This is a genomic window from Paenibacillus sp. W2I17, assembly GCF_030815985.1.
Lineage (GTDB): Bacteria > Bacillota > Bacilli > Paenibacillales > Paenibacillaceae > Paenibacillus.
The window spans coordinates 3,206,566-3,227,860 of the sequence record NZ_JAUSXM010000001.1; the positions used below are offsets into that span (position 1 = coordinate 3,206,566).

The 21,295-nt window shown below is 46.4% G+C and carries 20 protein-coding genes and 1 pseudogene; 10 read left to right on the forward strand and 11 right to left on the reverse strand.

The annotated features are described in order from the left end of the window. Positions 1–55 precede the first annotated feature (55 nt). The 3 genes from QF041_RS14320 to QF041_RS14330 form a co-directional block, all read right to left on the reverse strand. Positions 56–1,027: a helix-turn-helix transcriptional regulator gene (locus QF041_RS14320; RefSeq protein ID WP_307414654.1), complete on the reverse strand. Its 972-nt coding sequence runs from the start codon at positions 1,025–1,027 to the stop codon at positions 56–58. A gap of 151 nt (positions 1,028–1,178) precedes the next feature. After that, positions 1,179–1,883, reverse strand: a complete 705-nt coding sequence (locus QF041_RS14325) for a hypothetical protein (protein ID WP_307414655.1) — start codon at positions 1,881–1,883, stop codon at positions 1,179–1,181. Positions 1,884–2,090: 207 nt separating this feature from the next. Then, positions 2,091–2,258, reverse strand: a complete 168-nt coding sequence (locus QF041_RS14330) for a hypothetical protein (protein ID WP_167544395.1) — start codon at positions 2,256–2,258, stop codon at positions 2,091–2,093. A gap of 330 nt (positions 2,259–2,588) precedes the next feature. Between QF041_RS14330 and QF041_RS14335 the strand changes: the two genes are divergently transcribed. The 7 genes from QF041_RS14335 (at position 2,589) to QF041_RS14365 (ending at position 8,805) form a co-directional block, all read left to right on the forward strand. Next, positions 2,589–3,044, forward strand: a complete 456-nt coding sequence (locus tag QF041_RS14335) for a hypothetical protein (protein WP_036611459.1) — start codon at positions 2,589–2,591, stop codon at positions 3,042–3,044. 18 nt (positions 3,045–3,062) lie between these two features. Next, positions 3,063–3,767, forward strand: a complete 705-nt coding sequence (locus QF041_RS14340; protein ID WP_036668803.1) for an AIM24 family protein — start codon at positions 3,063–3,065, stop codon at positions 3,765–3,767. Between the two features lie 373 nt (positions 3,768–4,140). Next, positions 4,141–4,821, forward strand: coding sequence for a 7-cyano-7-deazaguanine synthase QueC (queC, locus tag QF041_RS14345; RefSeq protein ID WP_076209865.1), 681 nt, complete (start codon positions 4,141–4,143; stop codon positions 4,819–4,821). Further along, on the forward strand, positions 4,818–5,309 hold the full coding sequence (gene queD, locus QF041_RS14350) for a 6-carboxytetrahydropterin synthase QueD (RefSeq protein WP_100530025.1): 492 nt from the start codon (positions 4,818–4,820) through the stop codon (positions 5,307–5,309). The genes queC and queD overlap by 4 nt, the downstream gene beginning before the upstream one ends. Beyond that, entirely contained in the window at positions 5,302–6,075 is a 774-nt protein-coding gene (queE, locus tag QF041_RS14355; RefSeq protein ID WP_307414656.1) for a 7-carboxy-7-deazaguanine synthase QueE, read from the forward strand. Before queD ends, queE begins: the two co-directional genes overlap by 8 nt. Before the next feature lie 148 nt (positions 6,076–6,223). After that, positions 6,224–6,715: a preQ(1) synthase gene (gene queF / locus QF041_RS14360; RefSeq protein ID WP_076319044.1), complete on the forward strand. Its 492-nt coding sequence runs from the start codon at positions 6,224–6,226 to the stop codon at positions 6,713–6,715. A gap of 815 nt (positions 6,716–7,530) precedes the next feature. Beyond that, positions 7,531–8,805, forward strand: coding sequence for an MFS transporter (locus QF041_RS14365; protein WP_176872761.1), 1,275 nt, complete (start codon positions 7,531–7,533; stop codon positions 8,803–8,805). Between the two features lie 420 nt (positions 8,806–9,225). Here QF041_RS14365 and QF041_RS14370 read toward each other — a convergent pair whose 3' ends face one another. The 8 genes and pseudogenes from QF041_RS14370 to abnA form a co-directional block, all read right to left on the reverse strand. Further along, a complete protein-coding gene (locus QF041_RS14370; protein ID WP_307414657.1) occupies positions 9,226–9,714 on the reverse strand; it encodes a prolyl-tRNA synthetase associated domain-containing protein in 489 nt (162 codons plus the stop codon). Between the two features lie 58 nt (positions 9,715–9,772). Beyond that, on the reverse strand, positions 9,773–10,618 hold the full coding sequence (locus QF041_RS14375; protein ID WP_307414658.1) for an EcsC family protein: 846 nt from the start codon (positions 10,616–10,618) through the stop codon (positions 9,773–9,775). A gap of 195 nt (positions 10,619–10,813) precedes the next feature. Then, positions 10,814–11,795, reverse strand: a pseudogene (locus QF041_RS14380) (glycoside hydrolase family 43 protein). A 610-nt stretch (positions 11,796–12,405) separates the two neighbouring features. Then, on the reverse strand, positions 12,406–13,827 hold the full coding sequence (locus QF041_RS14385; protein WP_307416967.1) for an arabinan endo-1,5-alpha-L-arabinosidase: 1,422 nt from the start codon (positions 13,825–13,827) through the stop codon (positions 12,406–12,408). 56 nt (positions 13,828–13,883) lie between these two features. Next, positions 13,884–14,726, reverse strand: a complete 843-nt coding sequence (locus tag QF041_RS14390) for a carbohydrate ABC transporter permease (RefSeq protein ID WP_124117106.1) — start codon at positions 14,724–14,726, stop codon at positions 13,884–13,886. A 26-nt stretch (positions 14,727–14,752) separates the two neighbouring features. Beyond that, positions 14,753–15,643 carry a carbohydrate ABC transporter permease gene (locus QF041_RS14395; protein WP_124117107.1) on the reverse strand — a complete coding sequence of 297 codons (891 nt, stop codon included), beginning with the start codon at positions 15,641–15,643 and terminating at the stop codon, positions 14,753–14,755. A gap of 157 nt (positions 15,644–15,800) precedes the next feature. Next, the gene (locus tag QF041_RS14400) at positions 15,801–17,144 is read right to left on the reverse strand and encodes an ABC transporter substrate-binding protein (RefSeq protein ID WP_307414659.1); all 1,344 of its coding nucleotides are present in this window, start codon (positions 17,142–17,144) and stop codon (positions 15,801–15,803) included. A 131-nt stretch (positions 17,145–17,275) separates the two neighbouring features. Next, positions 17,276–18,187 (reverse strand): arabinan endo-1,5-alpha-L-arabinosidase AbnA, encoded by a 912-nt coding sequence (abnA, locus tag QF041_RS14405; RefSeq protein WP_307416968.1) that lies wholly within the window; start codon positions 18,185–18,187, stop codon positions 17,276–17,278. A gap of 397 nt (positions 18,188–18,584) precedes the next feature. On the opposite strand from abnA, the gene QF041_RS14410 reads away from it, so the two are divergent. From QF041_RS14410 to QF041_RS14420, 3 genes are all read left to right on the forward strand, one after another. Next, on the forward strand, positions 18,585–19,502 hold the full coding sequence (locus QF041_RS14410; RefSeq protein ID WP_091033990.1) for an ArsR/SmtB family transcription factor: 918 nt from the start codon (positions 18,585–18,587) through the stop codon (positions 19,500–19,502). A 275-nt stretch (positions 19,503–19,777) separates the two neighbouring features. Then, positions 19,778–20,695 carry a helix-turn-helix transcriptional regulator gene (locus QF041_RS14415; RefSeq protein WP_307414660.1) on the forward strand — a complete coding sequence of 306 codons (918 nt, stop codon included), beginning with the start codon at positions 19,778–19,780 and terminating at the stop codon, positions 20,693–20,695. 83 nt (positions 20,696–20,778) lie between these two features. Further along, complete coding sequence (locus QF041_RS14420; RefSeq protein WP_307414661.1) at positions 20,779–21,288, forward strand: DinB family protein; 510 nt, start codon at positions 20,779–20,781, stop codon at positions 21,286–21,288. The last annotated feature ends 7 nt before the right edge of the window (positions 21,289–21,295 follow it).

Here is a 21,295-nt window from a genome sequence, read left to right on the forward strand (position 1 = left end):
CTGAATTTTTTGGTGTTCTAACTTCTGTGTTCTTGCTTCAAATGGCATACTAACCTCAATTTCTGTCGTACATTTGTTGCCAACTGTTCAGGCGTTCCTTCATCCTGATGCGGCAGATCTCGGGTTCGATGATCTCCGCATCAGGTCCATATTTAGATACCCATACGAGAATCTCCTCAACATCACTTAATATGGCTTCAAATACCAGGCTACCTTCCGGTTCAATGGTTAAGATGGGGCTTATGCAGAATTGCTCCTGCATCACACGCTCCACAGCATGGGGTGCAAATCGAATTTTGAACGCTGTCCACTCCGTACTTCCCTCGTATGCCCAAGGAATGCGGAAGTGCGATTGTATGAGATGATCCTCTTTGCGAAACGTGCGTGGCAATATTCGTATCCTCTGCAGCCGGCTTACCTGAAAAATTCGAAGTTTCTCCGACAGGTGACAGTACGCTAACAGCTCAAATCTGTACTCGCGAGGGATAAGACAGTAAGGATCTATGCGTACGATCCCTTTTTTACCTTGAGACAGATATTCCCCTTCAATGGTGTTCTGTGAAATGCCGGCATGAAGCAGGGTAATTAGAGATTGATTCTGCGGATCATTTCTCTCATTTTGCCATGCAGGTAATCCCAGTTTAAACAATCTACTAATATGCTCCGACCATTCCACTCGTTCTGTTTTGTTTTTCTGACTCGCAGCAACCACTTTCTCATAAGCGCTCTCAAAAGCAGGTTTCAGCAAAGGACGAATATTCTCCATAACTTCAGCAAGATGCATGAAAGCTTGGGCTTCTTCATCAGACCAATTTAGCGGATACATGGCAAACTGGCTGATAAACATGTACCCTTGCCCGTGTCCCATATTGGCGATCGGGATATGCATTGCACTGAGGGCCTCCATGTCGCGGTATATCGTCCTTTCCGTCGTCTCGCATCGCTCGGCAAGCTCACGTGCCAGAATGCCCGGCTTGGCCTGTACCAGCGTTATAATGCGCATTAATCGGATTAGTCGGTCTGTCATTTTGCCGGACCCTCCACGATGTTGTTTCAATAAATTTGATACAACTCCATCCATTGTTTAATATGATATTGATACATACATTCGACCTTCTCCTAAACTTCACCTTCAAATATGTAGACTCACTCTATACCGTTACCATCTGAAATCAACCCTATTCCCCTAATATCTTTTTTTCACGATCATGATATCCTGTTGTAAACGTGATCCCGTAGTGATACCGCAGCTTTTCAACGATCTCGGCTTCCGCATAATAGTCCAGATCCTGTTTCCGTGCAGCTTCAATTAACAATGCATCTGCATGACGACGCAACATATTACTTCCCTCTTGAACCCGTCCTCTTTCGTAGGCGCGCAGGGCTTGTTTGATCAAGGGCACCGTTTCACTTAATTTGATCGTCTTCTCCACTTTTGGATCTTCGGGCTGTCTCAGCATGCCCAGATGACTGGTGTACTGAATATACAGCTGTTCTCTTCGTAACAATACACGTTGACTTTGCTTCAACTTCCTTGTGCTCCAATACGCTGAACATACGGCAGCTTTTCCTGATACGCGGGGTCCCATGACGAATTCAAGCAAAATTTGCTTGCTTTCCCCCTTATACATATCGCCAAGTCTCAGTACCCAGCCAATATCCGTTTCTTTGGAACGACATCCATAGATACCTTTTAGCTGTACTCCATATTCCGGTTTGAGCAAAAGTTCCAAATCTCTTGATACAATTTTGGGTGCTATTTTCCTAAGTCTTTTGGCAGGGGCACCGTTACGCCACTCTACCATCATATATACGGGGTCGGCTCCCCCTGTCGGTATGGCCTCTTTATTCCACGAATAAGATACTTCAAAGACTGAGTTCACTGGTAGTCTCTCCCCCGATTTATGTGTATTATCTTCTAAGTTATCAGGGTGAATGGACACTATATTGTCACGGAACACATGTTCTCATTAAATTTTTCCAATATATTAGTTTTATATCCCTAAATCCGTCTCAATACGACAATAAACGACGAAAAAGCCTGGCGCTATGCCAAGCTTTTCAATCACTTATCTATGACAAGTCCCAAATTAAACAGTAGGATGATCGATTCCCATTTTGTGTAAATATTGAGCACCATCTGCTTCGGTTACCGGTGCATAGGTGACACTGTCAATGACCAGCTTACGCCCTACTGGCTCTCCATTCACAGTGATCATGATTGTTTTGGTTGATGTGTTCTGATCTGTTGTGTACATATGTTTCTACTCCTTCATGTTCACGATCTGATATTCAATCGGCTATATTGGTATCTTTCATTAAATTGCGTATTTGTGAATAGCATGCACCCGGAACTGAAGTAAAAGATCTGTAAAACGGTCCGGTGTGCTTGCCTATCGTTCTATTACCCCGCAGATTTGTAAGCTAAACAGCCCTGTTCCTAAATAATTTTATATATTTCGGGTAATAAAACGATATCATCTTGAACCCATCGTCCCGGTTTTGACGTATAATGTAAGAGCCGTATTTCAACAATAGACGACGAATTCGGCGATTGATCTATCTAACCGAAGAAAGAGGTGTTAACGATGCCAAAATCCATTCAGGGTTATTTCATTCGGGTGTTATTCACCACATGCATTCTATTTACCGTTTCGATCGCTTCGACAGTAAGTGCAGCCAGTGCCAATATTTTCACGGATATATACAGCGGATGGGAGCGAGTCTCCGAATTGCCCGGAGAAGTGAACGCTCTGCAGGAAAGTTATAAGCAAACGATGGAGCAATTAAATCAAACGTCTGCTCAGTTGGGACAAGCCCAGGCCAATGTCGAAGCATTTAAGACCCAGAACGAACAACTGCTGGCTCAGAACCAGAAACTCACTGAAATGGTAAGTAAATTACAGGATGACCAGAATGCCAAAGCAGCTACTACCAAACGAATTCAGACGACGATCATCACTGTCGTTTCTCTCATATTGGGTTACTTTGTTTTGATTCGTGTGATGCGCTGGGGAATGCGTCGCCGTTCGGGCCGAGTATAAAAGAACAGGAGCAACTGCATGAACATACACCTGAACAATGCTGAAGCAGGCGGAGCAGGACAAGTCGTCACATTTTCACTGATTAAAGATGACCGCCTTCATATTTTGCATCCGCAGCAAATTGTGGCCTTCCGCGGTCCAAGTGGGAGTCGCAATGACAAATTCATGAATATCACGGGCATATATCGCAAAAAAAAGCTGATTAAATCCGAAATCACCGGACCTTGCCAATTTGTGGCCGCCCTGCCTCCCGGATTCACCATGAAGGAAGTGGAGCTCACGGAGGATAGTGATCTGCTCTATGACTTCCGCCACCTGTTCTTCTACTCTGATGGTGTAACCATGCATACCAAAATTCAGAAAATCAAAAACATGCTGATCACCCGCGATGCAGTGAAAATGAAATTTTCCGGCAAAGGCAAAATCGGATTACTCACCCAAGGTCAAGTCTGCCAGCAGGAACTGCATCCGACAGCCCCGCTCTATGTGGATGCTGGCAGCATTATTGCCTATCCCGAAAATGCACATCTGGAACTCACCGTATATGGTAACAACCTTGCCAGTCAGCATATGAATTATCATTGGAAGATGACAGGACATGGATCTGTGCTCTTTCAGGCTGGACGTGAGAATCACCGCTTGGAACAGGATCTTAACGATGAGGGACTGTTCAAACGAATTCTGAAAGAAGTTATCCCCTTTGGCAATGTACTGATCAAATAAACTGTTAGTTGATGGAGCCGACCGATTATCTGCCACTATGCTCCAGTGGGGTGATCACCACACCGTTTCATGTTATAATGGTTCAGACAATTGAAGAAGAAAATCCATGCCTATGGCATGGGAGAGGTTCGCGAACTCCCTCTATAAGACTTGACCATGTGATGGTCAGTATAAGTCTTGCGTACACGTTGCGGTCACCATGCAACTATGTACGTAAAAAACTAAGGACACTTACTCTTACCTGCTTTTTTGAAGCGGTTATCGAGAAGGTGTGTTTTTTGATGGATGCCAGTTCATGAACTTCTCTGTTCTTCCGACACTCTATGCCTATGTGCATGGTTTGATCTCAAGAAGATAGAGAGGTTTTTTTATGTTGAACGAAGAAAAAGCAGTCGTTGTATTCAGCGGCGGTCAGGATAGTACCACGTGTCTGTTCTGGGCCAAACAACAGTTTGCCGAAGTCGAGGTTGTTACGTTTGATTATGGTCAGCGCCACAAGCTGGAGATTGAATGTGCAGCCGAGATCGCTCGTGATCTGGGTGTACAGCAAACGGTACTCGATATGAGCCTGTTAAATCAGCTTGCACCCAACGCGCTTACTCGCACGGATGTAGAGATTACCCATGAAGAAGGCGAACTGCCGAGTACATTTGTAGATGGACGAAATCTGCTGTTCCTCAGTTTTGCGGCCATTATGGCCAAGCAAAAAGGAGCACGTCATCTGGTTACAGGTGTATGTGAGACGGATTTCAGCGGATACCCGGATTGCCGGGATTCATTTGTGAAATCGATGAATGTGACACTTAATCTGTCGATGGACTATCCATTTGTCATTCACACCCCGCTCATGTGGCTAGACAAAGCCCAAACGTGGAAGATGGCCGATGATCTCGGTGCTTTTGATTATGTACGCGAGCGTACCCTGACCTGTTATAACGGCGTGATCGGCGATGGATGTGGAGATTGTCCCGCTTGCAAGCTGCGCAAAGCCGGACTGGATCGTTATGTACAGCAACGTACTGCTGCTGAATCGGCGGGAGTGGATGTACGATGAGAGAGCCGGGAACATTCCGTATTGTAGAGCATCTGCAACGCATCGGAGAAGATATTCTACCCACCCAGCTGCGCTACCACCGCAAACGTGTGCTTGTAAGCAAAGAATTCACCTTTGACGCAGCACATCACCTGCATTGTTATGAAGGCAAGTGCAAGAACCTGCACGGTCATACGTATAAAGTAATTTTTGGCATCAGCGGTTATCCGGGTGAAACCGGGCTGACGGTTGATTTTGGACATATCAAAGATATATGGAAAACTCAGATTGAGGGATATCTGGATCACCAGTACCTCAACGAGACACTTCCTTTAATGAATACAACGGCTGAAAATATGGTCGTTTGGCTGTTCGAACAGATGGAACATGCGCTCCAGACGGAACCCTATGCCGGGCTGACCGATGGTGGGCGGACGGAGTTTGTCCGACTCTTCGAGACACCCACCAGTTACGCGGAAGCGAGACGGGAGTGGATGATCCATGAGTAGTGTGACACAGCAGGTGAATGAGACGGGATCTCGCAAAGAGGCTCGTATTCCCGTGATGGAGATTTTTGGTCCGACGGTTCAAGGCGAAGGCATGGTCATCGGGCAAAAAACGATGTTTGTTCGCACCGCGGGCTGCGATTATCGCTGCTCTTGGTGCGACTCGGCCTTTACTTGGGACGGCAGTGGCAAGGACCAGATTCGGATGATTACGCCAGAGGACGTATGGGAAGAATTGCGCCGCGTTGGCGGCACCCGTTTCTCCCATGTCACCATCTCTGGCGGTAATCCCGCCCTGCTCGCTTCGCTGGGCGGGTTGGTTGCCCTGCTGCGGGAGAACGGCATCCGCACCGCGGTGGAGACGCAGGGCTCCCGCTGGCAGCCTTGGCTGGCGGACATTGACGAAGTCACTGTCTCGCCCAAGCCGCCGAGCTCCGGCATGGACACCGATTGGGCCGTGCTGGATGATCTGATCGAACGGTTGGCCGCTGGTCCGGTGGAACGAAGTCACAGTCTGAAGATCGTGATCTTCGATGAGACAGACCTGGACTACGCCCGCCGTGTGCATGCACGGTATCCGGGCACGGATTTATTTTTACAAACCGGGAACCCGGATGTGACTTCCACTGATACGCCAGATCTGGCGTCCTCGCTGCTTGCTCGTTATGAGTGGCTGATTGACCAAGTCAGTGCCTCCGATGACCTGAATGATGTTCGTGTGCTTCCACAGCTTCATACGTTGGTATGGGGCAACAAACGCGGCGTTTGAAGGGCAGTATGGGTGGAATGGGCGGCATGATGTAAGGATGAGGGCGAAAGGTCCTTAGACAATGAAGAGAATTATACAGGCAAAATTGCCTATTTATATATACCGCGAGGCTTCGGCTTTGACGGAAACAAGGAGCGTTTAATAACCGATGAGACAACCTGATGAGATGCAAGATGTGACGTTGCTGGGTAACCAGAACGTAAAATATACGTTTGAATATGATCCGGGCATTCTGGAGAGCTTTGATAACAAACATCCGTACCGCGATTATTTTGTGAAATTCAACTGCCCGGAGTTCACCAGCCTGTGCCCGATTACGGGTCAGCCGGATTTTGCAACGATTTATATCAGCTACATTCCCGATGTGAAAATGGTCGAGAGTAAATCACTCAAGCTGTACCTGTTCAGCTTTCGTAACCATGGTGATTTCCACGAGGACTGTGTGAACATCATCATGAACGACCTGATTAAGCTGATGGACCCCCGCTACATCGAAGTATGGGGTAAATTCACACCACGCGGGGGTATTTCCATTGACCCTTATACGAACTACGGTAAGCCGGGAACAAAGTACGAGCAGATGGCTGACCACCGCATGATGAATCATGATATGTATCCGGAGACGATTGATAATCGTTAATTCGTCAGGTTCATCCATTCTGTATAAGATAGAATCATAGAATACCAAAAGCCGAACTCTGCTATATAAGTTGAACTAAAGATTATTTACACTGACACTACGATGACAGAACAACCTTCCAATCGCTGTTATCCCCAGATTTTTTTCCATTCCCTTTCCTAAAGGGGAAAATCCGGGGATGGCGTATGCTTCCGATGCAGCTTTCTTTCAGAAAGCTTTTAGGCGAACGCTTCGCTTTTTCAGGTTTTTTCTGTCCTCTCCGTTATCGTGTAAATGATTAATTCAGCTTATATAGCTTAAGAAGTTCGGCTTTTTAATATAAACTTTTAGAACCTCAGTCTCTCGATACAATGGGATCGCAGCGCATTCAAGTAGATTGATCTTTCTTTAGTTCTTTGACTTTTCTAATGTAATGTCTCAACATCAGCATACCAATCGATTGAAAGATAATAAATATGACGATAGCCACAGACAAAGATGCTGGGGCAACATAGATAGCCTGGAACGTTATTACAGCCATATACAAAATAGTCATCACCAACTCACGTTTGGCGGATTCATAAGGTAAGGATTTCATATCCCTCCTCTATCCTTCTTACACATAAATATGGGTCTTCTTACAGTAGATGCTAAAGTGATACGTTTATTTTGTAAATGTAATGCTATAAAAAACATCTATTGAATTCGTCAACGTTTTCTCATGTTCCCCTTGTCGGTCCAATCAATCTATCCTATTATGTAACAATATGCTTACACGCATAGAATACAACATCAGGCGCTGATCCCTCGTGACCGCGACCAAAGGAGAATTGTACATGTCTACACAAACCTCATTAACCAAGGACGCCACAGCGCGTTCGAAAAACCCACCCGGATTGGATGCCCAAAGCACCGTATACCGGATACTCATTGCGATCAGTCTGGTTCATCTGTTCAATGATTCAATCCAGTCGGTCATTCCCGCCATTTTTCCGATTTTGAAAGACTCTATGCATCTCACGTATACTCAAATCGGATGGATCTCATTTGCTATCAACTTTACCGCTTCCATTATGCAGCCTGTCGTAGGCTGGTTTGCTGATAAAAAACCGACACCATCTATCCTGCCCATTGGCATGGGATTTACATTTACCGGCATGCTGCTGTTGGCCTTCGCCGACAGTTATATGGCTGTCCTGATTTCCGTTATTTTTGTCGGTCTGGGTTCCGCTGCTTTCCATCCGGAAGGTTCACGTGTATCACATATGGCTGCCGGTCAACGCCGTGGACTGGCACAGTCCATCTTCCAGGTTGGTGGTAACGCTGGACAATCCCTTGCCCCATTGCTTACACGCTGGATCTTCATCCCGTTTGGACTGTTCGGTGCCATTGGATTTACAGGCATTGCTGCCATGGGAATTGCAGTTCAGATCTACATAGCCCGTTGGTATGGACGTATGCTGCAATCGGGAGGATATCTGCGTAGACAGGCTGCTGCTCGTCGTGCACCCAATCCTGCTTTGCGTAAAAAGATTACTGCCGCCATTACGATATTAATCTTGCTTGTCTTTGTTCGTTCCTGGTATATCGCTTCCATCGGCAGCTTCTATGCGTTTAATCTGAAAGATACTTTTGGATTGTCCACAGAGGACGCGCAGATCTATATCTTCTTGTTCCTGGCCGCTGGAGCACTTGGTACGTTCTTCGGAGGCCCCTTGGCGGACCGATTCGGCAAACGTAACCTGATCTTCCTGTCCATGGCTGGAGCTGCTCCGCTGGCTCTGTTGCTGCCCTATGCGAATCTGTTCTGGACAGGTGTACTGCTTACCATTATTGGTTTTATCATGTTATCCAGCTTCTCAGTTACGGTTGTGTACGCACAAATGCTGATTCCGGGCAAAATCGGAACGGTTTCCGGTCTAATTACTGGTCTGGCATTTGGTATGGGAGGCCTGGGCGCACTCGTGCTGGGCAACTGGATTGACGTTTTCGGTGTATCACCCGTGATGCAGATGTGCAGCTTCCTGCCCTTGCTCGGGATCTTCACGTTCCTGCTTCCATCCGATAAATTACTCAATATCTGGGCGAAAGAAAACGGTAGTGAGGAATAAAGAATACATCAACAGGTGTCCACTTTTTACTCTATATTAGATCCAATCCTTACGTGGCAGCATCGCCTTTATAAGACGTTATCTTGCGCTAACGAACCAGACAGCACTTATTTGAACGAATACTGCCGGTTTCGCAACCTAGAGAATCTGAGCAACGCTATTCCCGAGAAAAAGGCCGAAAACCTTGGAATGTGCGTGTGAAATGCAGAAATAACGTGTCGGAGATTCTTTAGAAATCGGGATTAGTGAAATATCGCCCAGTAGCTGTCTGCTGAGTTCGTTAGATTTCACTTTAGTCACCTACATTTGCAGCCTGAATAAAAATTGAACCATAACAAAAAGGTTCCCGCCAACTCTGTATTCACAGACTGGCAGGAACCCTTTTTTATATTTGTTGTTCTCGTATTTAGCTTCAACCGTTTATTCCACGTCACACATGACAACGTTGCTACCTTGAGCTGTAATTAGTTCCTTCACATCTTCAAATTCAAAAAATACCGTCGCCGTATTTTCCATCGGATGAATTCCGATCTTCTGACCAACTAGATCCTTGTCAAAAACTACGGTCACGTTTTTCTGAATATTATTGAGAACTCCCATAGGGTTGACGTGCCCTTTTTCCAATCCGAGGAATTCCAACAAATCCTTTTCACTGGCAAAACTCAATTTGCGGCTAGGTATCTTTTCGCTTAAACTTCTCAAATCAACGGACTTCGTTCCGGCAATCGTCACCAGATAATAGTTGCGTTTCTTGTCATCACGCAGAAACAGATTTTTAACGATATGTTCTGTATGCGGAATCTGATAAGAGAATATTTCCTCCATCGTGTATACTGCGGGATGTTCAATACTTTCGTAAACGATATTATTGCGATCTAAAAGATCATAGAAACCCTGTTTGTTTAACATAACAAATTCATCTCTTTCAATATAAATATTCTTCTCTAACATTACTTCTTCTGTAATATTACTTCAAACGCTGAAGGATCAGCCGTTTTTTGTACAACATTTTGCCTGCTTCAGCTACATCTCGAATTGTATTTTTGTTGCTCACCGAACCAAACACCATGCCGGCAATCGGCACGAGTTGGAACAGCTTCTTCCAGCCAAAGGATTCACTGTAGGAGTTAAACACTTCCCGCCAGCCCTGCATCTGCGATACCACTTCAATTGGCTTGTCCGGATCGTCGTAGGCGGCCAGTTCTTCAATGATCGCTTTCTTGCCTACAATATCGGCGGAAGAGAATTGCAGACATTTTACAATAAAGATGCGCTCCAGCGGCTCATCTGGATCATACCCGTAACATAGTGCCATCTCTTGCAGTACCTTTAAGGAAAGCCCCATCACCATCGGAATATCTGCTGCAATGGTTACAATGCCACCAAACCCTGTAGCTGCTCCCTGAGCCGCGGCAAACTTCGTTCGACTCTCGGTAATGTTATCAGCTACCTGGTCCAGCACAAGAAGTGGCAGATTCTCCACACTATGAATCTTCGCTGCTCCCTCCGCTTCAGCTTCCTGCTCCAGACGATAGGTCGTATCCATCATGGAATAACCGGACTTCTCGGCTTCCTCTTGCAGTAGCTTGGCTACTTTTTTCTTCTGTACGAGGAACTTGCCCCCATTCTGCACATACTGACCCACGTCGTTCAGGGAATCTCCGATCTTCTGTTTCAGCACTTTAGGCATCACTTTATCTAACATCGCAAAGGGCAAACGTCCGATTTTATCCCATATAAACAAGTCTTTCTGCTGTTTCTCCCATTTCAAAATCTGTTCAAGTTCCTTGTCCAATGTCTCGCGTGAATCCATATATGATCCTCCTAATAGGTTCTGCATCGTAATCTGTATCTTTCTCATACGCAGAAATCATCGTTGTGGTTGCTTTGTTTTATGTTCAGGACACATATGTTCAGACCGCTCTATCTTATCGTTCACATACGGAAGAGCCCTTAATCAGCATCTCTCGCTAACTAAAGGCTCTCGTATTTAAGGTTTCACTACCTCTTATTTTGCTTCTGCTACTGCTTTTCCATCTGGAACCGGAACACCGAAGTCAGGTGTGCCATCTTCACGCCAGTGAATCACTTGAGCACGGGCGTGACGGTTCGGATCATACAAGGGATCACCCTCGATGTCTTTGTAATTACGCGCATGATAAATCAGAATATCGGTCTTCCCATCCGGTGAAACCGTAAAGCTGTTATGGCCCGGACCATACTGCCCGTTCGCTTCACAGGTCTGGAACACCGGCTCCGGTGATTTTACCCAGCTTGTCGGATCAAGCAAATCGGCATTTTCATCTGCGGTGAGCAGACCCATGCAATAATTGTAATCGGTCGCACTGGCCGAGTAGCCGATAAACAACCGCCCATTCCGATGCATCACGGCTGCTCCTTCATTGACCTTAAAGCCGATGATCTCCCAATCGTACTCTGGCGTAGAGATCATGACCTGTTCGCCGCGTAGCGTCCACGGGTTTTCCATTTCGGCAATGTACAGGTTCGAGTTGCCCACAATATCAGGATCTTTCTGTGCCCAGACCAGATAGCGGATTCCCTTATGTTCAAAGGTTGTTGCATCCAGCGCGAATGATTCCCACGCGTGTGTGAATCTGCCCTTTCTCTACCCACTCTCCTTCGAGTGGATTCGCAGAATCGTTCTCCAGAACATACATCCGATGATCGAACAGACCTTCGTTGGTTTCACTGGTGTGAGCCGCAGCGTAGTGTATATACCATTTGCCATCGATAAAATGAATCTCCGGTGCCCAGATGTTGGCACTCATTGGCCCTGTGTCACGCTTCGTCCAAGCCGTTACCGGCTCAGCATTTCTCAACTCTTCCAACGTCTCTGCTCGCCGGATCTCAATCCGGTCAAAGGCTGGTACGGATGCGGAAAAGTAATAGTAACCGTCTGTATGACGGTACACCCACGGATCAGCACGTTGCTCCAAAATAGGATTAGTAAAGGTAATGGAATCAGTCATGGGAATGCTCCCCTTTCAAATGTTGTTTGGCTCGAAGTTGGGGAATGTAACCCAATTGCGAAAAAGCGAAAACCTTTTTTGGGTGGTGCACAGCGAACGTTCGGGGGTGGTAGGGCCTTGGCGCTCTCTTGTCCTCCGATTTCTCTTTCCACCGCTCTTGGCGGTTGAAATCGGATGCCAAACTCGCTCCTGCGGCTCCTTCCTCCCCCTCACTGCTTGTGCACCTTGGCGCATCAGCTCGCTCTTACCGCGCTCGCTGGGTTACAACTCAACCTTGAGCCATTGTTTGGCTCGGTCTTATGGGGTTGACCACTTCGCAGGGTCAACTCTCCCCGTGTTTAGAGCATGATTGGCCTCAGACATAGGCCAGCATAGATGAGAATCTTGAGTGTCTATCTGTGTTATCGCACCTTAATAGGCAGCTTGCATGCACATCGGACGTTCGGGGGCGGCAGGGCCTTGGTGCTCTCTTGTCCTCCGATTTCTTTTTCCCACCGCTCTCTGCGGTTGAAATCGGATGCCAAACTCGCTCCTGCGACTCCTTCCTCCCCTCACTGCTTTTGCACCTTGGCGCAGCCACTCGCTCTTAACGCGCTCGCAGCTCGTCCCCTTACTCCTCCGCTCCGCTGATCTGCTTACCCCAGACCGCCACGCCGTGGTCATTGAGACCTGTCACCACCAGCGCAGGTTGGCTTCGCTCCCAGTCCCAGGACGGGAGCAGCTTCAGCTCTTCCGTGGAAGCTCCGCCCCATGGGCTTTCTTTCCACTTCAGTGTCAGTGTTTGTTTGTCATCAAACGTCCAAGTTCCTGAACCGTTTTCGCTTTGAATTTTACCGTTGTCCGTTAGGGTATAAGGCACGGCTTGAATCTGCCCGTCCACGGACGGATCAAGTGCCATGCCTTCCCACTCCCCGGCAATCATGGACTTAGGAATATCCTGTGCTGTCTCACCGGCGTAACGTTCGGGTGAAACCACAGGCCAGCCGTCCTTGGTCCATAACATTTTGCGTACATGCAGATATGGCCAGTTTTTATCCGTCTCGCCCCGTGCATGATGCACGATGTAATAATCGTCTCCGTCCTTCAGAACAGAGTTATGTCCGGGCGCAACCCAGCCCTCGCCTTCCGTGAAGCGATAACCGCCGAGAATTTTGGTGCCGATCTCATATTGCGGCAGATGCTCCGTATCCAGCATGTTATTGCCATTTATGTCCGTGTACGGGCCTGTGATTGAATCAGCACGCGCAACCCGCACGTTATAGTCCTCGAATAAGGAATCATAGGATACAAACAGATAATACTTTTTGAACTCCGGGTTATACACAATGTATGGACCTTCGACTGCACCTTCTTCGGTAGCACGATCCCGAGCGGCAATACGCGTACCATAACCCTCGTCCTTGAATTTGCCCGTGTCCGGATCCAGCGGCGCAATATAGATACCGTCAAAAAATGAACCGTATACCATCCACGAATTGCCCTCGGCATCCACAATGGGATTGGCATCTATCGCATTCAGTTTGTCTTGTTCATTGGCAGAAGTTTGCACAACCAGTCCTTCATCTGTCCAAGGCCCTTCGGGAGATGACGATGTCTGAAGACCAATAGCCGACTGGGTACTGCCAAAAGTAGAAGCCGAATAATACATCCGATAGGTATCGCCAGCCTGGATCACATCGGGTGCCCATAGATTAAGTGCACCTGTCCAATCCAGCGCTTCTTGCGGAATGCCCGGCAGAGCCTGACCTACCCATTTCCAGTGGATCAGATCATCTGATTTGCGTACCATGACGCCGGGTTTCGCTTCTCCTGCTACACGAACGTCTGTGGAATAAACGTAGTATCCCTGATCGGTTTTGATAATGGCCGGATCATGCGCATTGTTCACCGTCCAACGGGACTCATCATCCAGTATGGAAGTGTCATACAGCTGAGTATCTTGGGGGGCTTTAGGAAAGGCCGGACGGGGAACCGTTTCTTCTGCCCCTTCTCCAGCACAACCCGTAGCCCCAGTGATCAACAACAGCAACATGGAAGCAACAACCCCTCTCTTCGAAAATGTCCACCCTCGGAATCTCTTCCGCTGATTCATCCCTTCACTCCCGAAATGGCAACCGATTCAATAATCTGTTTCTGGAAGATCAGGAAGATGATTAATACCGGTAACAGAGCCACAATCGACGCCGCCATAATAAGTGGATAATCCGTCTGGATTGCATACGTGGCATTAAAGTTGGCAATGACCAGCTGCAGCGTCTGCTTCTCCGGTGAATTCAGATAGATAATCGGTGCGAGATAATCGTTCCAGATCCCCATGAACCAGAGAATTAACTGTGCAGCAACGGCAGGTTTAATCAATGGGAATGTAATACTGGAATAGAGCCGGAAATAGGAACTTCCATCAATTTTGGCTGCTTCAATAATGGCATCTGGCACACTAAGCAGATATTGCCGGAGGAAGAAGATCATAATCACATTACCGAACAACCCCGGTACAATAAGCGGCAATAATGTATCTGTCCAGCCAAGCTTAGAGAACATCATGAATTGTGGAATCATGACTGTTGGATACGGAATCATCATGGAAGCAAGCAAAGCAAGAAACAGTTTGTTTTTATGTGGAAACCTCAATTTGGCAAAAGCAAACGCAGCGATACTGGATGTAAACGTACCGACGATCGTTACACTCACCGCGACAATGAGGCTGTTTTTGATCCCGCTTAGCAGAGGGCCTGCTTCCCATATTTCCTTATACTTTCCAAATTGAAACACTTCAGGTATCCACACAGGTGGAAGCGCGAATACATCCTGCTTCTCCTTCAATGAAGTGGATAGCATCCAGATCAGTGGTGCAACCATCGCAATAGCACCGATCGCGAGTACGATAAAAATGATCGTGTTCGTTAAATTCCTTTTTTGACTGTAAGACATCTCCGATTCACTCCTTCCCTTGACAATTAATCCCCATCATAGGCTGATTTTTCGTTCATTTTGAATTGCACCAAGGTAATGACAAAAATGAAAATACCAAGAATCATAGCCATGGCTGACGCATAACCCATCTGAAGGTTACTGAAGGCTTTCTGCCAAATGTAGAAGACAATCGAAGCCGATGAATATTCAGGACCACCTGTAGGCGTCATAATGTTCATCTCGGTAAAGATCTGGGAACCGCCAATGATATTCGTAACGACGAGGAAAAAGGTAACAGGCTTCACCATCGGCCAAGTGATATTGCGGAAAATCTGGAACCCATTGGCTCCATCCAGTTCAGCCGCCTCATAATATGTACGTGATACACTTTGCAGCGCTGCCAGATACAATAACATGGTGTATCCCAAACCTTTCCATACCGTCATAATAATCAGTGCTGGTTTGACTGTGTCTTTGTTCGCGAGCCAGTTGGGACCTTCAATGCCAAACAGGCCGAGGAACTGGTTCACCAGACCGTAATCTCCGTTATACGCCCAGTTCCACATGATGGACACCGCAGCCAGGGAGGAGATGACCGGAATATAATAAATGACACGGAAGGTCGTAGTCCCGGGAATTTTACGATTCAAACCCATAGCCAGCAACAATGCCAGCAAAAGGCCAATCGGGATCCCGAGCATCAGGAAGAATGTATTAAACATCGCTTTGTAAAATAAGTCATCCGTTAGCAAGTCCTTGAAGTTGGCCAATCCGATAAAGTTCATCTGTCCCAGTCCATCCCAGTCGGTAAAGGAACCATAGAGGGAGTAGAGGAATGGGAACATGACAAAGATCAGCAACCCAAGAATCGGAGGTAAGATAAACAGATATCCGTACAGCATCTCTTTGCGATACAAACTCGATTTCGTAATCACGGCGTTCACCCCTGTTTCTAGTATCAGCATGTGGCATTCTTCGATTGAACCTTGCCGATCAACGAATGCCACATGCCCGTATGGAATCCAATAATACCCAATATAAATGATGCCAGCAGCATGATTGCAGGCTGCCGGCATCGCCCTTTCCTATCTACTATTTCTGAGATTTCTGTTCCTGTTCAACCGCTTTGTCGAGCAGCTTCTGCATTTTTGGCTGTTGCTGCTTCACATAATCTGCGGCTGTAATCTTGCCATCCAATACCGGCTGGATGTCTGTGAAGAAGAGGTCATACCACTCCGCATTGTACGTGTAGTTACCTGGCAAAGCACGTCCGTAATCCTCTACGATATCAATGAATTCCTGCTTGTTGGATGGTTTCGTGGATGTATCTTTGGCCCACTCGTCTGCCATATCAAGCAGATTCGGAATCTGTACCTTGGCATCTACCAGTTGCTGCATACTTTCTTTCGAAGCGGTTAGGTAGTTCACCAATGCTGCCGCTTCTTCCGGATGTTTCGATTTCGCAGATACCCCGATTCCCAGGGAACCAATCCACGTAGCCGACTTGCCAGTCGATCCCGCAGGGAAAGGTAACAAATCATACTCGAAAGGCAATTTCTCGAATGTACTCATATCCCAAGGACCTACAGGGAAGAAGGCCATTTCGCCTTTCATCCAGCGTTGGTACGTATCCAATGTTTGCGCTTCCTCAATGGAAGGTGTAATGTTGTATACGTTCTGCATATCCGCGAAGAATTGCAAAGCTTCTGCGAATTTCGGATCATCAATGGTTACCTTCGTTTTGCTCTCATCCAGCCAATCCCCGCCATTGCTCCATACAAAGGATTGCAGTGCCCACTGTACGTTAAAACCTGTACCGAATACATCCGGTTTACCGTCCCCGTTGGTATCCTTGGTCGCTTGCTGATTCACCTTAATGAACTCTTCCCATGTATATGGTTTATCCTTGTCAGGGAGTGGAATGCCTTCTTTTTCAAACAAAGTCTTGTTGTAGCCTAGTGCAAATGGCCCGAGGTCCTTCGGCATGCCGTAGATATCACCCTGTCCTGCCATCTTGCCATCATAACGGTATAGATCCACTCCATATTTCCAGATGTTATTCAAATCAACATCCGCATTTTTTTCAATGTAAGGTGTAAGATTCATGAGAACATTGCTGTTCACATAGGCCTTAATATCGCCTGGGTTAAAATAAAATACGTCAGGCAAGCTGTTGCCTGTAATTGCCGCTCTCAGCTTGGTTGCATATTGATCTGCAGCCGTTACAATAATTTTGACTTTCACACCCGGATGGTCTTCTTCGAATTTCTTGACCACCGCCTGGTATGCTTTCTGCTCATCTGTGCCCCCGCGGAACATAAACGTTAACTCCTTGTCCCCACTTGCACCGCCGCTTCCTCCTCCGCAGCCCGCAAGTACCAGTGCACTTACCAGCATAAGAAGCATAAATGTGACCCAATTCTTTTTCTTTACCATCTGAACCCCTCCTGATCTGGATTTGTAACCGTATTCAATTGGATGAAATAAGATTTCTGTTGTTAATTTATCAAATCCAGATCAATTTAGTCAACACTTTTATAAAACATTTTATATTTATCTAAAATAAATCAATACTTCGGCCATCCATTAGCGTCCCACAACAAGTCATTAATCAGCAATTTTGGATTGCCATTATCCTCTGCATCATAGGCGTGTCGTGCAATGACATTGCCGTTGTACACGTCCTGACCACCTGGACCTTTCCATTTCACATTGCCTGTATCCAATATCGTTCCGCCACCATTCAGCATATTAACTCCGTTTTTGTCCACATAAGGGCCTGTTATACTGGTCGAACGTCCATAGACCATTTTGTAGGTACTGTTCACCCCTTGGCAGCAAGAATCGATCGAAGCAAACACGTAATAATAACCACCACGATATATAATACTTGGTCCTTCAATAGCACCTCCGTTATTCGGGCGCGCAGCAATGGAAGTTATACTTCCCGTCGGTTTCATCGTATTTTTGTCCAGCTTGACAATTTTCAGACCGCTCCAGAAAGAACCAAAGGCCAGCCATGGATTACCTGAAGCATCAATGACCAGATTCGGATCAATGGCATTATAATTATTGGCGGTCGTGGTTTGAAGCACCAATCCTTCGTCCTTCCACTGCCCTGCTCCAATGCTGTTCGCAGACGCAAGACCAATCGCAGACCGATTGGAGCCAAAGGTGGAGATCGAATAATAGAGCCATACTTTTCCGTTATACTGCTCTACATCCGGTGCCCATACATCCAATCCGCTTTGTCCCGGAACGGCAGAAGCCCACCAGGATGGCTTACTTAAGAAGATTTGTGGAACACGATACCAGGACGACCCATTATCGGATTTCAATACTTGAATGCCCGGGCCGGTTGAAAAGGTGTACCAGGAACTGCCCTCTTTGATAATCGACGGATCATGAACAGCGGTATCTCCGGTCAGATTCCAGAACGCCGCCAAAGCTTTTGACTGACCTGCCAGCAGTAATACCATCACAAGTAATGCCGGTAACGCCAACCGTTTCCACTTAAACCTCTTCACATTGCTTAACTTTTCCAAACCAAACTCCACCTTTCCTGATCAAATGGTTAATTAGGTTCATGAAGTAATGAATCAATTTAGGTATAATAGGATTATAAAAGCGGTTACATTACATTTCAATGGTATATTTCAAATATATGTGAACTGATTAACACTTATTTTAACCGGAATAGTGAACAAAATATAGATTATATTTTCGTATTTGCGCTATACACAAGGGTTTTGGCTTCTATTTCTCCACCCTTCCCTTCCATGAGGGAATGATTTATAATTATCTGAAATAAAACATATAAATGTGCAAATGTCTGTGTCGAAGACTTTGTCCAGAACGGGGAAAGGAAATCCACCTATGATTTATATTAAAGATCTGATGTCGGGTGTGAATATCTTCAAAGCACTCAGTTCGGAAATCCGGATTCAGATCATCGAGCTGCTGGCCAAGAACCAAAGCCTTAATCTCAATGATCTTGCAACCAAGCTGGGACTGAGCAATGGTGCTATCACAATGCATATCAAGAAGCTTGAAGAGAGCGGATTGATCGAGATCAACACCGCTGTTGGCAAACATGGAATTCAGAAGATATGTTATCTCAATGAGGAAAAATTGATGGTTGATCTGCGTTCACAGGAGATTAACAATCGTTATGAGGTGGAAATACAGGTTGGTCATTACAGCGATTATCAGGCTGCACCAACATGTGGTCTCGCTACCCGGGACAGCATTGTTGGAGAGTTCGATGATCCGCGTTACTTTGCTGATCCACTGCGAATTGATGCGGAGATGATCTGGCTGGCTGAAGGTTATCTCGAGTATCGGATTCCCAACTATCTCAAGCCTAATCAGTCCTTTAGCGAAATTCAGTTGTCGATGGAACTAGGGTCGGAGGCACCTGGATTTTGCGACAATTACCCTTCGGATATCTATTTCTACATTAACGGTATTGAGATTGGCTGCTGGACAAGTCCGGGGGATTTTGGCAATACACGCGGTACCTTTAACCCGGAATGGTGGCCTCCGCACTTGAATCAGTACGGCATGCTGAAGCTGATCCGAATTACACAGGAAGGCAGCTATATCGACGGATGCCGCATCTCGGACGTGACGCTGGACCAGATTGGGCTGGATTACAAAAGCGATATTCACTTCCGCATTGCGGTTACGGACGAACCTTTGAACAAACGGGGCTTAACGATTTTTGGTAAAAACTTTGGTAACTATGGACAGAATCTGCTCGCTCGGGTTCTCTATAACGTGCAAGAAGAGTAGAGCCATCTCTGACTATTCACTCGATATTAATTAAGTTCGACTGATCTGCTAACATAACTGTTCAACACAACAACAATCATGTGTCTGAGAAAGGGTGCTATCCAGCACTCTTTTTTTGTTTCATCACACCGAAGAACTTGTCCAATCATGTTGGAACAAAACATACTGGATGATATGACTTCAATAGCCCCTCTGTAATCCTCCATGTTGTTTACCCTGGCGTGATATAATAATGGCCTGTAATGACAAAATGGAATAACGGGCGGGGATACCTTTTGAAATTGGAGCGATTAATCTCAATCATATACAAACTGCTGAACCACGAAGTATTGTCTGCTTCCACCTTGGCTGAAGAGTTTCAGGTGTCCCCAAGAACGATCTATCGGGATATTGATGTAATCTGTGCCGCCGGCTTCCCGGTCGTCTCCCATCAGGGACTCAAAGGCGGCTACGGCATGATGGACGGATACAAGATGGATAAAAGCTTGCTCGGTTCTTATGATGTGGATTCCCTGATCACGGTTCTGAGCAGTCTATCCACAGTATTTGAAGATGCACGTGCACAAGGCACGATTGAACGTCTGCAAACGATTGGACCGGAGCATCAAACCTCAAGTCTATCGGTGGATCTGGAGACTCGCCGAACAGAACCTGATGCCCTTCCTCATCTGCGTAAAGGTATTACGGATCATCAGGTTGTCCGTTTTGACTACATCAATACGAAAAATGAACATACACCCCGCCATCTGGAACCGGTAAGACTTCATTTTAAATATCGTAATTGGTATGTTTTTGGATTTTGCCAGACACGGCAGGATTATCGCGAGTTCCGACTGTCCCGGATGATGAACGTGCAACTGACATCGGAACACTTCCAACCCCACCTTGAACTTCCCCAAGAGACGGTTGTGTCAGATCCGTCATGGCAAGATCAAGTAAGTGATGTGGTATTTCGGGTGAACCCGGAAGCGCTAGCGGAAGCCATGGATCATTTTCAACAAGCAGATAAACAATTTCATGAGGATGGAAGTATGACGATGCGCATCTCGGTTCATCAGCCGTTACAAGCCAAGTGGTTATGGTCGTTTCTACTTAGTTTGGGTAGTGGTGCTGAGGTGCTTGAACCGATTGAATTACGAGACATTCTGAAAGAACAACTTCGAAACGCACTTAAGCTCTATGAAGAAGTATGACACGCTGTTGTCATACTTCTTTTTTTATAATCATCTCAGTAAGTTCATCCAATCCATCGCCAAATTAAAGGAGACGATCATCAATGAATCATCCAGAACAAATGTATAACTACCACGCATGGGCCAACCAAACGATCCTGGGCAGAATCAAGGAACTGCCCTCTTCTGTCCTGAATCAGGAAGTGAACAGTTCATTTCCAACCATTGCTCACGCACTCAGCCATATCTATACAGTGGATAAGATGTGGTATCTGGTGTTAACTGGCACCGGGATGCCCGAGGCACTGCAAGCATGCATACCACTCAATAGTGAAATTCACGGTTCTGTGGATGAGTACATCCAATGTTTTACCGACCTGTCGGCACAATACAGTGAGTGGTTACGAGGCCAAGCTGATCTGGAGCAAACTATTCTACTCGATAATCCATTTGCAGGAGTTCGCGAAACCAGCTTATCCGATATAGTAATCCATGTGGTTAACCACGGAACCTATCATCGAGGCAATATTTCTACCATGCTTCGTCAATTGGGGCATGCCTCCATCATGAATGATTATTCACTCTTTTGGTATCAGGAACCGGCTCAAGTATAGTTGACAA

Bases quoted from the DNA above. Each gene is read 5' to 3' on its own strand.
- QF041_RS14320 (WP_307414654.1), bottom strand. From the start codon at position 1,027: ATGACAGACCGACTAATCCGATTAATGCGCATTATAACGCTGGTACAG.
- QF041_RS14330 (WP_167544395.1), bottom strand. From the start codon at position 2,258: ATGTACACAACAGATCAGAACACATCAACCAAAACAATCATGATCACT.
- QF041_RS14335 (WP_036611459.1), top strand. From the start codon at position 2,589: ATGCCAAAATCCATTCAGGGTTATTTCATTCGGGTGTTATTCACCACA.
- QF041_RS14340 (WP_036668803.1), top strand. From the start codon at position 3,063: ATGAACATACACCTGAACAATGCTGAAGCAGGCGGAGCAGGACAAGTC.
- queD (WP_100530025.1), top strand. From the start codon at position 4,818: ATGAGAGAGCCGGGAACATTCCGTATTGTAGAGCATCTGCAACGCATC.
- queE (WP_307414656.1), top strand. From the start codon at position 5,302: ATGAGTAGTGTGACACAGCAGGTGAATGAGACGGGATCTCGCAAAGAG.
- queF (WP_076319044.1), top strand. From the start codon at position 6,224: ATGAGACAACCTGATGAGATGCAAGATGTGACGTTGCTGGGTAACCAG.
- QF041_RS14365 (WP_176872761.1), top strand. From the start codon at position 7,531: ATGTCTACACAAACCTCATTAACCAAGGACGCCACAGCGCGTTCGAAA.
- QF041_RS14370 (WP_307414657.1), bottom strand. From the start codon at position 9,714: ATGTTAAACAAACAGGGTTTCTATGATCTTTTAGATCGCAATAATATC.
- QF041_RS14375 (WP_307414658.1), bottom strand. From the start codon at position 10,618: ATGGATTCACGCGAGACATTGGACAAGGAACTTGAACAGATTTTGAAA.
- QF041_RS14385 (WP_307416967.1), bottom strand. From the start codon at position 13,827: ATGTTGCTGTTGTTGATCACTGGGGCTACGGGTTGTGCTGGAGAAGGG.
- QF041_RS14390 (WP_124117106.1), bottom strand. From the start codon at position 14,726: ATGTCTTACAGTCAAAAAAGGAATTTAACGAACACGATCATTTTTATC.
- QF041_RS14400 (WP_307414659.1), bottom strand. From the start codon at position 17,144: ATGGTAAAGAAAAAGAATTGGGTCACATTTATGCTTCTTATGCTGGTA.
- abnA (WP_307416968.1), bottom strand. From the start codon at position 18,187: ATGGTATTACTGCTGGCAGGTCAGTCAAAAGCTTTGGCGGCGTTCTGG.
- QF041_RS14410 (WP_091033990.1), top strand. From the start codon at position 18,585: ATGATTTATATTAAAGATCTGATGTCGGGTGTGAATATCTTCAAAGCA.
- QF041_RS14420 (WP_307414661.1), top strand. From the start codon at position 20,779: ATGAATCATCCAGAACAAATGTATAACTACCACGCATGGGCCAACCAA.